At 53.8% G+C, this 12,659-nt stretch carries 12 protein-coding genes and 1 pseudogene; 8 read left to right on the forward strand and 5 right to left on the reverse strand.

The features are described 5' to 3' along the window. Positions 1-76 precede the first annotated feature (76 nt). Genes KHU33_RS06175 through KHU33_RS06195 form a run of 5 tightly spaced genes read left to right on the forward strand, consistent with a single transcriptional unit; the run spans position 77 to position 6,240 of the window. Positions 77-1,231 carry a sugar phosphate nucleotidyltransferase gene (locus KHU33_RS06175; protein WP_211461628.1) on the forward strand — a complete coding sequence of 385 codons (1,155 nt, stop codon included), beginning with the start codon at positions 77-79 and terminating at the stop codon, positions 1,229-1,231. Beyond that, complete coding sequence (locus tag KHU33_RS06180; protein ID WP_211461629.1) at positions 1,228-2,682, forward strand: mannose-1-phosphate guanylyltransferase/mannose-6-phosphate isomerase; 1,455 nt, start codon at positions 1,228-1,230, stop codon at positions 2,680-2,682. The genes KHU33_RS06175 and KHU33_RS06180 overlap by 4 nt, the downstream gene beginning before the upstream one ends. Before the next feature lie 53 nt (positions 2,683-2,735). Further along, positions 2,736-4,163: a phosphomannomutase/phosphoglucomutase gene (locus KHU33_RS06185; protein WP_211461630.1), complete on the forward strand. Its 1,428-nt coding sequence runs from the start codon at positions 2,736-2,738 to the stop codon at positions 4,161-4,163. Between the two features lie 26 nt (positions 4,164-4,189). Next, complete coding sequence (locus KHU33_RS06190; protein WP_211461631.1) at positions 4,190-5,134, forward strand: DUF535 family protein; 945 nt, start codon at positions 4,190-4,192, stop codon at positions 5,132-5,134. 35 nt (positions 5,135-5,169) lie between these two features. Further along, entirely contained in the window at positions 5,170-6,240 is a 1,071-nt protein-coding gene (locus KHU33_RS06195; RefSeq protein WP_211461632.1) for an acyltransferase family protein, read from the forward strand. Between the two features lie 116 nt (positions 6,241-6,356). Here the strand turns inward: KHU33_RS06195 and KHU33_RS06200 are convergent, their stop codons facing one another. Then, complete coding sequence (locus KHU33_RS06200; RefSeq protein WP_211461633.1) at positions 6,357-6,737, reverse strand: hypothetical protein; 381 nt, start codon at positions 6,735-6,737, stop codon at positions 6,357-6,359. Positions 6,738-6,914: 177 nt separating this feature from the next. After that, positions 6,915-7,769: an SDR family oxidoreductase gene (locus tag KHU33_RS06205; protein ID WP_211461634.1), complete on the reverse strand. Its 855-nt coding sequence runs from the start codon at positions 7,767-7,769 to the stop codon at positions 6,915-6,917. Positions 7,770-7,858: 89 nt separating this feature from the next. Between KHU33_RS06205 and KHU33_RS06210 the strand changes: the two genes are divergently transcribed. Beyond that, positions 7,859-8,278 (forward strand): winged helix-turn-helix transcriptional regulator, encoded by a 420-nt coding sequence (locus KHU33_RS06210; protein WP_211461635.1) that lies wholly within the window; start codon positions 7,859-7,861, stop codon positions 8,276-8,278. A gap of 809 nt (positions 8,279-9,087) precedes the next feature. Here the strand turns inward: KHU33_RS06210 and KHU33_RS06215 are convergent. Continuing rightward, a pseudogene (locus KHU33_RS06215) lies at positions 9,088-9,312 on the reverse strand (IS110 family transposase); the annotation flags it as partial. A 297-nt stretch (positions 9,313-9,609) separates the two neighbouring features. On the opposite strand from KHU33_RS06215, the gene KHU33_RS06220 reads away from it, so the two are divergent. Next, positions 9,610-10,587: an aldo/keto reductase gene (locus KHU33_RS06220; protein WP_211461636.1), complete on the forward strand. Its 978-nt coding sequence runs from the start codon at positions 9,610-9,612 to the stop codon at positions 10,585-10,587. 23 nt (positions 10,588-10,610) lie between these two features. Continuing rightward, positions 10,611-11,357 (forward strand): SDR family NAD(P)-dependent oxidoreductase, encoded by a 747-nt coding sequence (locus KHU33_RS06225; RefSeq protein ID WP_211461637.1) that lies wholly within the window; start codon positions 10,611-10,613, stop codon positions 11,355-11,357. Positions 11,358-11,513: 156 nt separating this feature from the next. On the opposite strand, the gene KHU33_RS06230 is transcribed toward KHU33_RS06225, so the two are convergent. Further along, positions 11,514-12,323, reverse strand: coding sequence for an amidohydrolase family protein (locus KHU33_RS06230; RefSeq protein WP_211461638.1), 810 nt, complete (start codon positions 12,321-12,323; stop codon positions 11,514-11,516). Then, on the reverse strand, positions 12,323-12,659 hold a 337-nt coding region (locus KHU33_RS06235; protein WP_268907114.1), incomplete at its 5' end, for an NAD(P)-dependent oxidoreductase. The genes KHU33_RS06230 and KHU33_RS06235, both read right to left, overlap by 1 nt.

Genomic DNA, 12,659 nt, shown 5'->3' on the forward strand with positions numbered 1-12,659 from the left:
GGTGCTTGCCGGCCGGTCGATAACAGCCTGCGGCGCCCGATCTTATTTTTAACGATTTTTTTATGAGGTAGGAAACATGAAAGCAATGATTCTAGCTGCCGGCAAGGGCACGCGTGTCCGTCCATTGACCTACGATCTGCCGAAGCCGATGATTCCGATCCTGGGCAAGCCGGTAATGGCTTACCTGGTCGAATACCTTGCCAGCTACGGCGTGCGCGACATCATGGTGAATGTCAGTTATCTGCACCACAAGATCGAAGAGTATTTCGGCGATGGCAACCAGTTTGGAGTGCAGATCGGCTACTCCTTCGAGGGCTACGTCAACGATAGCGGCGAAGTGGTGCCTGAGCCCTTGGGCTCGGCCGGCGGCATCAAGAAGATCCAGCAGTTCGCGAATTTTTTCGACGAAACCACCATCGTGATATGCGGCGACGCCCTGATCGATCTCGATCTCACCTCCGCGCTGTTCGAGCACAAGCGAAAAGGGGCGCTGGCCAGCGTGATTACCAAGGAAGTGCCGTGGGACAAAGTGCACAACTACGGCGTAGTGGTGACGGATCAGGATGGCCGGGTGCAGTCGTTCCAGGAAAAGCCGGAGCGGGAAGACGCCTTATCCAATTTTGCCAGCACCGGCATCTATATCTTCGAGCCGGAAGTCATCGACCTGATTCCGGCCGACACTGTGTTCGACATCGGTTCCGAACTGTTTCCGCTGATGGCGCAAAAGGGCATGCCGTTTTATGCGCAGCAGCGTTTTTTCAACTGGATCGATATCGGCAGCGTGACCGATTTCTGGAGCGTGCTGCAAAGTGTATTGCAGGGCGAGGTGGCGCAACTGGAGGTGCCTGGCAAGCAAATCGCCGACGGCCTGTGGGTCGGCCTTAACACCTCCATAGATTGGGACGGGACGACAATCGAAGGCCCGGTGTACATCGGTTCGGGATGCAAGATCGAAGCCGGTTGCAAAATCGTCGGCCCGACCTGGATCGGCCATGGCAGCCATCTATGCGCCGGCGCGGAAGTGGTGCGCAGCGTGTTGTTTGAATACACCCGGATCCTCGATAACGCCCATCTGGATGAAGTCATCGTGGTCAAGGAATATAGCGTGGACCGCGCCGGCAACATGCGCAAATTGCCGGAAGCAAGCGATCAGAACTGGGGCGATGCACGCGACCGGCTGCCGGAAAGACATTTGGAAAATGCAGCATCTTTGTCAATGAGCGAGCTATGAACATATACCCCGTCATCCTCGCCGGAGGTTCCGGCACGCGCCTGTGGCCGCTCTCGCGCGAGGCGTTGCCGAAGCAGCTGCTGCCGCTGTGCTCGGAGCGCTCCATGCTGCAAGAAGCGTTGCTGCGCCTGTCGGACTGGCCGGAATTAATGCCGCCGCTGCTGACCTGCGGCAATGAACATCGTTTCCTGGTGGCGGAACAACTGCGCGCCATCGGCGTCGCTCCGCTCGATATCCTGCTGGAACCGGAAAGCAAGAATACCGCGCCGACGGTCGCCGTGGCGGCGCATTATCTGTTGCAACAGGATAAGGACGCAGTGATGCTGGTGCTGCCGGCCGATCATGTGATCGGCGACGTGCCAGCCTTCCATGCGGCGGTTCAGCGTGCGGTAAAGGCCGCCGAAAGCGGCGCCTTGGTGACCTTCGGCATCGTGCCGTCCGGCCCTGAAACCGGCTATGGCTATATCCGCCGGGGCAAAGCCGCGGTGCAAGGGCAGGGGGACGCTGGCTCCGGCTCCGGCTCCGGCTGTTACGCCGTCGAACAATTCGTTGAAAAGCCTGACCGTGCCACAGCGGAGAGTTTCGTCGCAGATAAGGCGTATAGCTGGAATAGCGGCATGTTTTTATTCCAGGCGGCGCGTTACCTCGATGAGCTGCGAGAGTTTCGTCCGGCGATTGCGGACAGCTGTCAAAAGGCCTTCGATGGCGCTTATCACGATCTTGATTTCTGTCGTTTGAACGAAGCCTCATTTGCAGTTTGTCCGGCGGAATCTATCGATTACGCCGTGATGGAACATACCCGGCATGCAGTGGTGGTGCCGGCCGATATCGGCTGGAGCGACGTCGGTTCCTGGTCGGCGCTGTGGCAAATACTGGAGGGCGTGGAGGGCGACGCCGACGGCAATGTGTTGCGTGGCGACGTGTATACGGACGATGTCCGGAATTCGATGGTTCGCGCAGAGAATCGCTTTGTCGCGGTGATCGGCGTCGAGGACCTGGTGGTGGTGGAAACCAAGGATGCGGTATTGGTAGTGCACAAAGACCAGGTGCAGGGCGTCAAGAAGATCGTTGAAGATCTCAAGAAAAACAGCCGCAGTGAGCACATGAATCATACGCGTGTGTATCGGCCCTGGGGCAACTATGAGGGCATCGACGCCGGCGAACGCTTCCAGGTCAAGCGTATTACGGTTAACCCCGGCGGCAAATTATCGCTGCAGATGCATCATCACCGCGCCGAGCATTGGGTGGTGGTCACCGGAACCGCGCGGATTATTTGCGGTGATGAGGAAAAGCTGCTTACCGAAAATGAATCCACCTATATACCGATAGGCGTCAAGCACCGCCTGGAAAATCCCGGAAAAATGCCGCTGCATCTGATCGAAGTGCAGTCCGGCGGTTATCTGGGAGAGGACGACATCGTTCGTTTCGACGATATCTACAAGCGCAGCTGAGAGCGCAACCCAGGCGGGCCTCGATAAATTTATCTTTCACTCACATTAAAATTATGCTCCCACTCCAAAACTCCATATTCAAGGCTTACGACATCCGCGGCATCGTCGGCAAAACGCTGGATGCCGGCATTGCGCATCAAATCGGCCGGGCTTTCGGGATTGCCTCCCGCGCAAAAGGGGAAAACACGGTGGTCATCGGCCGCGATGGGCGTTTGTCCGGCCCCGAATTGACAGCCGCACTGGCAGACGGATTGCTGCAAGCCGGCGTCGATGTGATCGATATGGGCATGGTCGCCACGCCGATGGTTTATTTTGCTACCCATGTGCTTGGCGCCCAATCCGGCGTGATGGTGACCGGCAGCCATAATCCACCCGATTACAACGGCTTCAAGATGGTGTTGGCTGGCGAAGCGATTCATGGCGAGACGATACAGGCGCTGTATCAGGAAATTGTTAATCAAGAGATCGTCAATCAGGAGATCGTCAATGCCGCCGCCAGGCCGGCGCTGGCGCAGGCAGGCAATTACCGCACTCACGACATCAGGAACGCCTATCTCGAACGCATCCTGAGCGACGTCAAGTTGGCGCGGCCGATGAAGATCGTGCTGGATTGCGGCAATGGCGTCGCAGGCGCCTTTGCCGGCGACTTGTATCGGGCACTCGGATGCGAGGTGCAAGAGTTGTTTTGCGAAGTGGATGGGACGTTTCCCAACCATCATCCCGACCCGGCTCATCCCGAGAATCTGCAGGATGTGATTCGCGCCTTGCAAAGCGGCGATGCCGAACTCGGCCTGGCCTTCGATGGCGACGGCGATCGTCTCGGCGTGGTCACCAAAGACGGCCGGATCATTTATCCGGACCGTCAGCTGATGTTGTTTGCTGCGGATGTACTGACGCGTCATCCCGGCCAGCAAATTTTATACGACGTCAAATGCACTCGCCATCTGGCGCCGTGGATCGCCAAGCACGGCGGCCAGCCCTTGATGTGGAAGACAGGGCATTCCTTGGTGAAGGCCAAGATGCGCGAGACCGGAGCGCCGCTCGGTGGCGAGATGAGTGGGCACGTGTTTTTCAAGGACCGCTGGTACGGTTTTGACGACGGCCTGTATGCAGGCGTCCGTCTGCTGGAACTGTTAAGCCGCGAGAGCGATCCGTCGGCACTGCTGAACGCATTGCCTCAATCGATCAGCACGCCTGAATTGCAATTGCAACTGGCCGAAGGCGAGAATTTCACATTGATAGAGAAATTGCAGGAGCAGGCGGAATTCCCCGGGGCTGAGGAAATCATCAAGATCGATGGCCTGCGCGTCGAATATCCGGATGGATTCGGATTGGCGCGTTCATCAAATACGACACCGGTTGTAGTGATGCGCTTTGAGGCCGAATCGGAAACGGCGTTGTTGCGCATACAGGCAGAGTTCAAGCGCGTGATTCTGGCTGCTAAGCCGGATGCGGTTCTGCCTTTTCCAACACCCTTTTAGATAAGGGCTTCGATATGGATCTTCTCATGCATTCGATTTCAAAGCTTCCGTTCAAATTTTTCTTTGCCAACACATCCAGAATTACCAGGAATATCGTGCTGAGGGGCTCGATGCTGAAACCAAAGACGTGGCACAGAGGGATGTTGTTTGTCATGAATATCAGGCAACATTTAAAATTTATCCGTATTCTCAGTCACCAGCAAACGAAGCAACTGATCAATAGCAAGCCAGAGCTGACTTATAAATATTTAAGAAACTACATCTCCTTTGATATTCCAGCAAGAAACGGCTTGTTGATATTGATTTCGCACTATTCCTATCTTCAACATAATTTCAAAACCGATTTTCTTGATAATATTTCCAGCTCTCCCGCCCAGCTTTGGCAGCAGTATATCGATGGCATTTCATTTGAAATAGTGATGGATTTTCCGCACACCGTCGACCATGAAGGGGATTTGTGCCTGCTCTTTAAAATGGATCTGGTATGCATTTATCGCGTGATTTTTGTCATCGCCAACGGCAGCTTATTCGAACTTCCCGACGATCAGGTGGTAGTTGTATCCAGCGTCCAGGGAATGCACGGCTTTGAGGAAATTCGGCAGGCCACAAAAACTTGCCGTGATATTCAACCGGCCCAATTGTTGATGGCGGCGATAAGTGGAGTAGGGCTGGCCCTTGGCTTCAATACGATCTTGGGCATTGCCAGTAAAAACCAGATTTCGCAGAGTGAAAAATTTTATTTTTCGTATGATAAATTCTTTGAAAAATACGGCGATCCTATCCCGCAAAAGAATTTTTATAAAATTCAACTCCCCTACGCGGAAACTCCGCTGGAGTTAATTCACACTCGCCATCGCAAAAGGACGCAAAGAAAGCGCGCTTTTAAAAATGAAATCAGAGAGCGGGTGGCGTCTTCCATTGAGCAATATCTTATTAGGGAACCCCTCCATTGTTTAGCCTCAAATGCGTGACAAGCAAAGTCTTTTTTTCTTGCGCTGAATAAATCATGCTTCCTTTTTTACCGATCTATCGTTCAGCGCGCAATCAGGCTTCATTCCAGGCTTCATTCGATCGCTATGGCTTCATTGACAATGCCAAGGCCATCGGCATGATTCTGGTTGTGCTCGGTCACAGCAGAGGGCTGCCGGACTATCTCGTGAAGTTGATATTCAGCTTCCACGTTCCCTTGTTTTTTTTCATTTCCGGATTTCTGATCAAGCCAGGAAAATTGGAAACGACTATTTACCGCAATGCCGGAAAAGTATTGCAGACTTTAGCCATCCCTTATCTGCTATTTTTCTTGCTCGCTTTTCTGTATTGGCTGGTCACGCGCAATGTCGGCGCGAAGGCTTTGCTGTCTGCCGGCCAGGCATGGCATGCGCCCATCGTCGGTTTGTTTACAGGGCTGGAATCGGATCTCTTTGTCGATCCTCCGCTCTGGTTCTTCCCCTGCCTGATCTTGACCGCGATAACTTATCACGCTGCTCGCAAGTTTCTGAGCTTGACGGCTGCGGCCTGCCTGTTTACCGCTCTGGCCTTTGTCGTCACGCTGCTCTGGAAAATTTTTCCGTATAGACTGCCATTGGGCCTGGACAGCATGTGGATAGCGCTCTCGTTTTATGCGCTAGGGCAGTATATCCGCGAGAAGATTTTTTTCAGCGATATAAAAGCAGGCTATCTTTTCATTATTCTGTTGATTGCATCGGCGCTGCTTGTTTTTGCCGAACTGTTTAACGGCAGGGTAGATCTCGCCAACATGCTATTCGGCCAGCGGCCTGCACTCTATCTGCTGACCGCCTTGCTGGGAATCATCGCCACATTTGCTGTTTCCGCGCTGTTGCCGACGTCGGGCATAAGCCGCTGGATTTCGAAAAACACGCTGACAATTTTTCCGGTGCATTTCATTTTCCTGAGCCTGACGCGTGGCGTCGCGGTTTCTCTGCACATGATTCCTGGCGATTACACCTATGCCATCGGCTGGAGTGTCGTCAGCAGTGCCGTATCCATCCTGCTTTGTGTTCCGCTGGTCTATTTTTTACAGCGCTTGCCTGTTCCGATAACGAGAAATGCACGTTAGGCGTATAAATCGTGATTTTATCTGACAAGGCATGCCGGAACGTGAAGGCCGCAGTTCAACTCAAATTGGATTCCTTGAGTGTCTGCAATGCAGCAGAAACGGTCCTTCAAATCAGATTACTCTCGGCCGGCATTAGCTTTCACGTTCATCAGAACGTTTGCGGTGAACGCTGCCAGGCCAATAACGACGCTGCCGGCAGAGATGGATACGATTGGAACTGCAGATGTATGACCGGTAAGCACCAAGCCGAGACCGAGCATGAAAAATGGCAGGCCGATGTTGTGCAACCAGAAATGAAGTCGCGCGAGCAGCGTCAGCGCTGCAGCCGGGTAAATGTGATAAATCAAACCCGCAAGCGCGAGCGAAGCCCAGCCGAGTAACGCGAGATGCGCATGGACTGGAGACAAAGCAAAATTTTCGGTCGCCCCCATATAGCCGCCAAGTAACGCGCCGATTAATAGATAGATTACTGCGATCTTGAGAAATCGAATACCCATTGGAACCTCCTGTGAAAAACAAATAACTGATCGTTGAAACGGCCAGCTAAATTAATCAATTGGTCATCAGCCAAACCTCGACGCTACAGAGGCTGAGTCAACCAACAGCTCAGCGCAATGCGGCGCATCACGTTGGTTGACTAAGCATGGGCTTGGCAGCAATGTGCCAACAATTATCTACGCCTTAAGTTCCGCTGCAATCGTCTCAGCCATCGGCGTTGTTGGGCGGCCGATCAATGTACTGAGCTGGCGCTTATCATCGAAAAGGCCGCCTTGCGAAGCGCCGCTGTCAGAATCTGCGAGCAGGTCCGCGATTGGTTCGGGCAGGCCAAAGCCCACGAGCGCCGATTTGTAATCCGCACGCGGCAGGTTCATGTAGCTGACTGCCTTGCCTGACTGCCGCGAGATTTCGGCCGCGAACTCCGACAAGGTGTAGGCAGTATCCCCCGCCAGTTCATAGACCCGTCCGGCTTGATCGGGAAGCGTCATCGCCAAAGCGGCTGCGGCGGCATAGTCAGCCCGCGCAGCCGAAGCAATTCGTCCGTCGCCGGCGCTACCCATCAGCGCACCGTGAGCCAGCGCCGTTGGAATTGAAATCGTGTAATTTTCGGTGTACCAACCATTGCGCAAGATAACGAATGGAATGGCTGAAGCTTTAAGCATCGCCTCGGTTTGGTTGTGTTCATCCGCCAACCCCAACGGAGATGTGTTGGCGTGTAGAACGCTCGTGTATCCGATCAACTTGACTTCACAATAAATCGCCGCGTCAATTACGGCGCGGTGGTGAGAGGCGCGCTGTCCGAGCTCGCTCGAAGATATAAGTAGTAGCTTATCCGCACCAGCAAGCGCTGTCCTAAGCGACGCTGGCTGCGTGTAATCAGCCTGACGGACTTGAACGCCGAGAATCGATAGATCGGCCGCCTTCGCTGGATCGCGAACTACAGCGACGATGCTTGATGCGGGTTCCGTGCGTAAAAGATTTTCAATTACCAGACGACCGAGCCGCCCTGTGGCTCCTGTAACAACTATCATGACAAATTCCTTGGTTTGGTTGGGTAAGGCACTTACAATAATGCATTACCTTACTTTCCGTAAGTACGCACCGAAAGGTTAGTGCAGAGATGGCAACGCAAACCAAACTGATCGCATCTGAGTCCTTTTCCACACAAGTCCGGCGCGGGGGACTCACATCAACTGATTGCCCTTGTCGTGAGGTGCTTAAAGACGTCACGAGTCCTTGGGGCGTATTGCTGCTTATCGTGCTGATGGGCGACGTTCGACGTTTCAGCGAGCTGCGCAGAATGGTCGGCGGCGTGAGCGAAAAAATGTTGTCGCAAACCCTGAAGCGCCTGGAAGCGCACGGGTTGGTTCATCGGAAGTCTTATGGGACTGTACCGCCCCATGTGGAATATTCCTTGACTCCGCTGGGAAGAACCGTGGGCGAGAGAGTTGAGGCGTTGGCCGACTGTATCGAGACCATCCTTCCCGACACTTTGGATGCACGGCGTTCGTCCCCTTCGCCCAAAACACGCCTATCCTGATCTTGCAAGCACCGATGATCCTGTTACTCGACTTTGACGGCGTGTTCCTTCTGGAACCTTGCTAGAAGCAGGTACAACTGCCTAGCTGGTGCCTGCTTTTCGAAGAGATCATGCGGAAATTTCCGTAAGTTGACATCGTGATCCGCACCACCCGACGACAGACTCGCACCTTGTCCTTCGCTTGAATTGAGCATTTTCGCGGTCTTGCGACAGTAGGCAGGAAAGAGGATCTCGCCGTAAAAAATTTGCGAAAGCAATATCAAATTGGCCGAGTGCTTCAAGGTCCGGTTGTGGTCGGTAGGGGACATCGTTGGAGAGTTTATCTATCGCCTAACCATTTCGAAGTACAACTCGCTCGGCAAGCGTCTTAGCTTCTTGACCAACCTTGATTCAGCCCCAGGGGTTCATTCCAAAGTGGGTCACCCATTAGTCGTTCGTTGTAAAGGGTACGAATTTATTACTCGCCATATTCCGCGATATTTCAAATTTATCCGGCCATTGTTATGCGGTTTCCGCGTCTGACTTCGTGCCCTTTGCTTCGTAGTGTGGTTGCGTGAATCGCACCAGTCACCCATATGGATCAAGTGGATGCATGACCGCTTGCTCCACCCTGGCAGCGTAGCTGCCCCAGAAGCATCTCGGTACCGTCTTGCGTCCAAGTGGTGGGCAATTCTATGGCTACCGCTTGGCGGTTCCAGACCCTGGTGGCTCACAATCCGGACGACTCATTTCCTCAGAACAGACAACAATGGCAGACTGCGCAATATCCAATCAATTTTGATGGTTCAAAGCCCAACCCACTTACTGGCTTGCTGTGCCAGACAGGTTTCTATCGAAAGGATTTGGACGGTACGTTGCTGCACCAATTGCATGCGCTTGCGCGCCAGGTCGCGAACCGCTCGCATCGGCCGCGGCATGATATGACCTTCCGGAAGCAACCCAAGACGAAGAATGTGTGCCAGATGCCTGGCATCCGATTCATCACCTCGATGTTTGAGTCCATCGTATTGTTTGATCGCAGTGGTGTTGGCTAAGGCGTTTAGGGATACCAGACGAAAGCTTCATCGATTTTTCCGTCGAACAACGGTGCGCATTCATAAAATGAACCATATCAAATTGGATATTGCTGATGGAAAATTAGCAATTGGATTTTTTCACTCCGCTTATCTATGATTCTCAAAGCGGCGGTCGCTCCGGTAAGTTTATCAATTTACAGGTGAGCGTGCCGATATAGCATCTTTTCAATATTTTCACGCGCTTATCGATATCTGGAAGCAGCCTTTTACTGCTTCCAGGATGAAGGCCCAACAACACCAATGAATGGATCGGAAATGCAGTTACGAAAGCTTGGACGCAGTGGAGTAGAAATTCCGGAAATTGGATTGGGGTGCTGGCAATTAGGGGGCGGATGGGGTAATAGCTGGGACAATGATATCGCGCAGAAAATTCTCGAATCTGCCTATCGAGCCGGAGTACGTTTTATCGATACCGCGGATGTGTATGGCGAAGGCGCTAGCGAGCTATCCGTTGGTGAGTTTCTGCGACGGCATGACGATGTGACCGTCGCCACGAAATTGGGGCGGGGCGCCATCTACCCGAATGGGTATACGCGAGACGCTGTCCGCAGTGCGACGTTGCGTTCGATAGAACGACTTGGCGTCAGCAGGCTGGATTTGACACAGTTACACTGCGTGCCGCTAGCGGTCTTACGTGAAGGGAAAATTTTCGATTGGCTGCGCGAATTGCGCGATGAAGGATTGATCTCCCATTTTGGCGCCAGTGTCGAAACCGTGGAAGAAGGGTTGGTTTGCCTGGAGCAGCAGGGGTTGACATCGCTGCAAATCATTTTCAATATTTTCAGGCAAAAGCCTTTGCAAGAATTGTTGCCGTGCGCGCAGGAAAAAGGCGTCGGCATCATTGTGCGCCTGCCGCTCGCGAGCGGTCTGCTTAGCGGCAAGATGACAAGGGATACAGTGTTCAGAGCCGGCGATCATCGCCACTTCAACCGCGATGGTCAGCAGTTCAATGTCGGTGAAACCTTCGCCGGCATTGAGTTTGCTACCGGCGTGAGTCTCGCCGAACAGGTTGCTGCCCATGTTCCCGAAGGAATGGCCATGGCGCAAATGGCGCTGCGCTGGATTCTCGATCACGACGCCGTTTCAGTCATTATTCCCGGAGCCAGTTCGCCGTCGCAAGTGGAGGCAAATTGTAGTGCCTCGCAGCTGCCTGCGCTGTCGTCCGAAGTGCATCGGGAGTTGGCCGATTTTTATCGGGAACGCATCCATGCGGCAATTCGCGGACCGTACTAGGCCTTATTCACCTTGAATTCATTATGATCATTTTTGTCACTGGTGCGAGCGCCGGATTCGGCGCCGCGATGGCGCGACTTTTCGTTCAACGTGGGCACAAAGTAATCATCGCCGGACGCCGCATTGAACGTTTGCGGGAACTGGCCGACGAGCTTGGCGAGGCCGCTCTTCCGCTGGCGCTTGATGTCAGCGACAAGTCCTCGGTTCATGCTGCGCTGAACTCACTATCCGGCGCGTGGCGTGAGATCGACGTGCTGATTAATAATGCTGGTCTGGCACTCGGCACCACCCCAGCCCAGGAATCTTCTCTCGCTGACTGGGAAACCATGATCGCCACCAATTGCACGGGCCTGGTAACAATGACCCACGCTGTATTGCCGGCGATGGTCACGCGCGACACCGGCTTGGTCATCAATATAGGTTCGCTGGCCGGTCATTTCCCTAGCCCAGGCAGCAACGTGTATGGAGCCAGCAAGGCATTCGTTGAGCAATTTACGCTTAATTTACGCGCCGACCTGGTTGGGACAGGCGTTCGCGCCACCAACATCGCGCCAGGAATGTGCAGCGGCACAGAGTTTTCCAACGTGCGCTTCAAAGGCGATGACGCGACGGCGGCCAAAGTGTATGAACGCACGATGTCACTGACTGCTGAAGATATTGCAGAAACTGCGTATTGGATCGCAAGTTTGCCATCCCATATCAACGTCAACAACATCGAACTGATGCCTACCTGTCAGGGATTTTCACCATTCGCTATAAAGCGTAGCTGACGTTATAGATCGATCTCCTGTGATGGGGCGCGGCGCATGAACTTCGCCAGCAAGGGTCTCATGCAAGGCGTTCGTTGTCCTTCGCTGTAGATGAGTTCTCTACTGCTGCTAATGCTCCGGCCAGATTTCGGTGTGATACAGTTTCTTTTCCCGTCACTAAAATCGATACAGATGAGCAGGGTTGGTTACCAATATTTTGTGGCGGATTTCATCGGATGGTGCCCACTTTTTCAGTAATGCCAGCAACGCCATGTTGTCCGGCGCAGGATTGCGATTGGGGTGAGGCCAGTTGCTAGCCCACAAGCAGCGATCCGGATATGCTTTCGCAAACATCTTTGCCAATACGCTGACGTCGTCATAATGCGGGGCGCCGATTTTTGAGGTTTCATATGGAGCAGCCAGTTTCACCCAGCAGTTGCCTCCCTCAAGCAGCCGCAACAGGCTGCGGGCGGCAGGATGATCCGTATTAACAGGCTCAAGAAATTTGCCATTGTGATCAATGACCAGTTTGCAAGGTAAATCGTGGAGCATCGCTTCGTGAAGAGGCAGATCGCGGCCGTCGAGCTGTAGATTGATATTCCAGCCGAATGCCGCAATGCGTTTGGCCATCGTCACTAGCATGTCCCATTGCAACATACCACCACTGCCCGGCACCATCATGAAACGCACACCGCATACACCGGCTTTATCGAGCGCCACCAATTCTGTATCGCCAATATCTGGTGGTATCACCACTATGGCACGTGCGCGGTCGCCAGCTTGGCGCAATGCATCCAGCGTGCAGCGATTGTCAAAGCCATATCCGGTCGGCTGCACAATAAGTGAGCGGGATATCCCCAGAGCCGATTGGATTTTTTCGTATTCCTGCCAAGTGGCCGGCAGCGGGGTGAAGGTGGCCGATTCTGCCAACGCAAAACGCGTCAAATCATAGATGTGGATGTGGCAGTCGCAGGCATTTTCTGTCATCACTGTCTTTCTTCAGGTATGTACCGGGAAAGCCGAAAGGCTTCCGCACCATTCACGGCACCTTGCGGCATGCGGCCTGCCAGCAGTGCGGCAACCTGGGCTACGGTGTCCATTGCCTGATGTTCTGCTGCGGGTGGAGTGAGGCCGCCGATATGCGGCGTCGCCACGACTAGCGGATGTGCAGCCAGTTCGGGAGAGGGCATCTGGTCGGCGGCCCGTCCCACATCCATTGCAGCACCGGCGATCAGGCCGCTGTTTAACGCCTCAACCAGCGCGGCTTCATCAACTAGTTCACCGCGCGATGCATTGATGAAGAAGGCCGTTTTCTGCATTTTG

The sequence above is a fragment of the Collimonas silvisoli genome (genome assembly GCF_018305005.1).
GTDB classification, from domain to species: Bacteria; Pseudomonadota; Gammaproteobacteria; order Burkholderiales; family Burkholderiaceae_D; genus Collimonas; species Collimonas silvisoli.

Excerpts from the sequence above, each read along its gene's own strand:
- KHU33_RS06225 (WP_211461637.1), top strand. The coding sequence starts at position 10,611 with ATGATCATTTTTGTCACTGGTGCGAGCGCCGGATTCGGCGCCGCGATG.
- KHU33_RS06220 (WP_211461636.1), top strand. The coding sequence starts at position 9,610 with ATGCAGTTACGAAAGCTTGGACGCAGTGGAGTAGAAATTCCGGAAATT.
- KHU33_RS06230 (WP_211461638.1), bottom strand. The coding sequence starts at position 12,323 with ATGACAGAAAATGCCTGCGACTGCCACATCCACATCTATGATTTGACG.
- KHU33_RS06190 (WP_211461631.1), top strand. The coding sequence starts at position 4,190 with ATGCATTCGATTTCAAAGCTTCCGTTCAAATTTTTCTTTGCCAACACA.
- KHU33_RS06200 (WP_211461633.1), bottom strand. The coding sequence starts at position 6,737 with ATGGGTATTCGATTTCTCAAGATCGCAGTAATCTATCTATTAATCGGC.
- KHU33_RS06210 (WP_211461635.1), top strand. The coding sequence starts at position 7,859 with ATGGCAACGCAAACCAAACTGATCGCATCTGAGTCCTTTTCCACACAA.
- KHU33_RS06205 (WP_211461634.1), bottom strand. The coding sequence starts at position 7,769 with ATGATAGTTGTTACAGGAGCCACAGGGCGGCTCGGTCGTCTGGTAATT.
- KHU33_RS06180 (WP_211461629.1), top strand. The coding sequence starts at position 1,228 with ATGAACATATACCCCGTCATCCTCGCCGGAGGTTCCGGCACGCGCCTG.
- KHU33_RS06185 (WP_211461630.1), top strand. The coding sequence starts at position 2,736 with ATGCTCCCACTCCAAAACTCCATATTCAAGGCTTACGACATCCGCGGC.
- KHU33_RS06195 (WP_211461632.1), top strand. The coding sequence starts at position 5,170 with ATGCTTCCTTTTTTACCGATCTATCGTTCAGCGCGCAATCAGGCTTCA.
- KHU33_RS06175 (WP_211461628.1), top strand. The coding sequence starts at position 77 with ATGAAAGCAATGATTCTAGCTGCCGGCAAGGGCACGCGTGTCCGTCCA.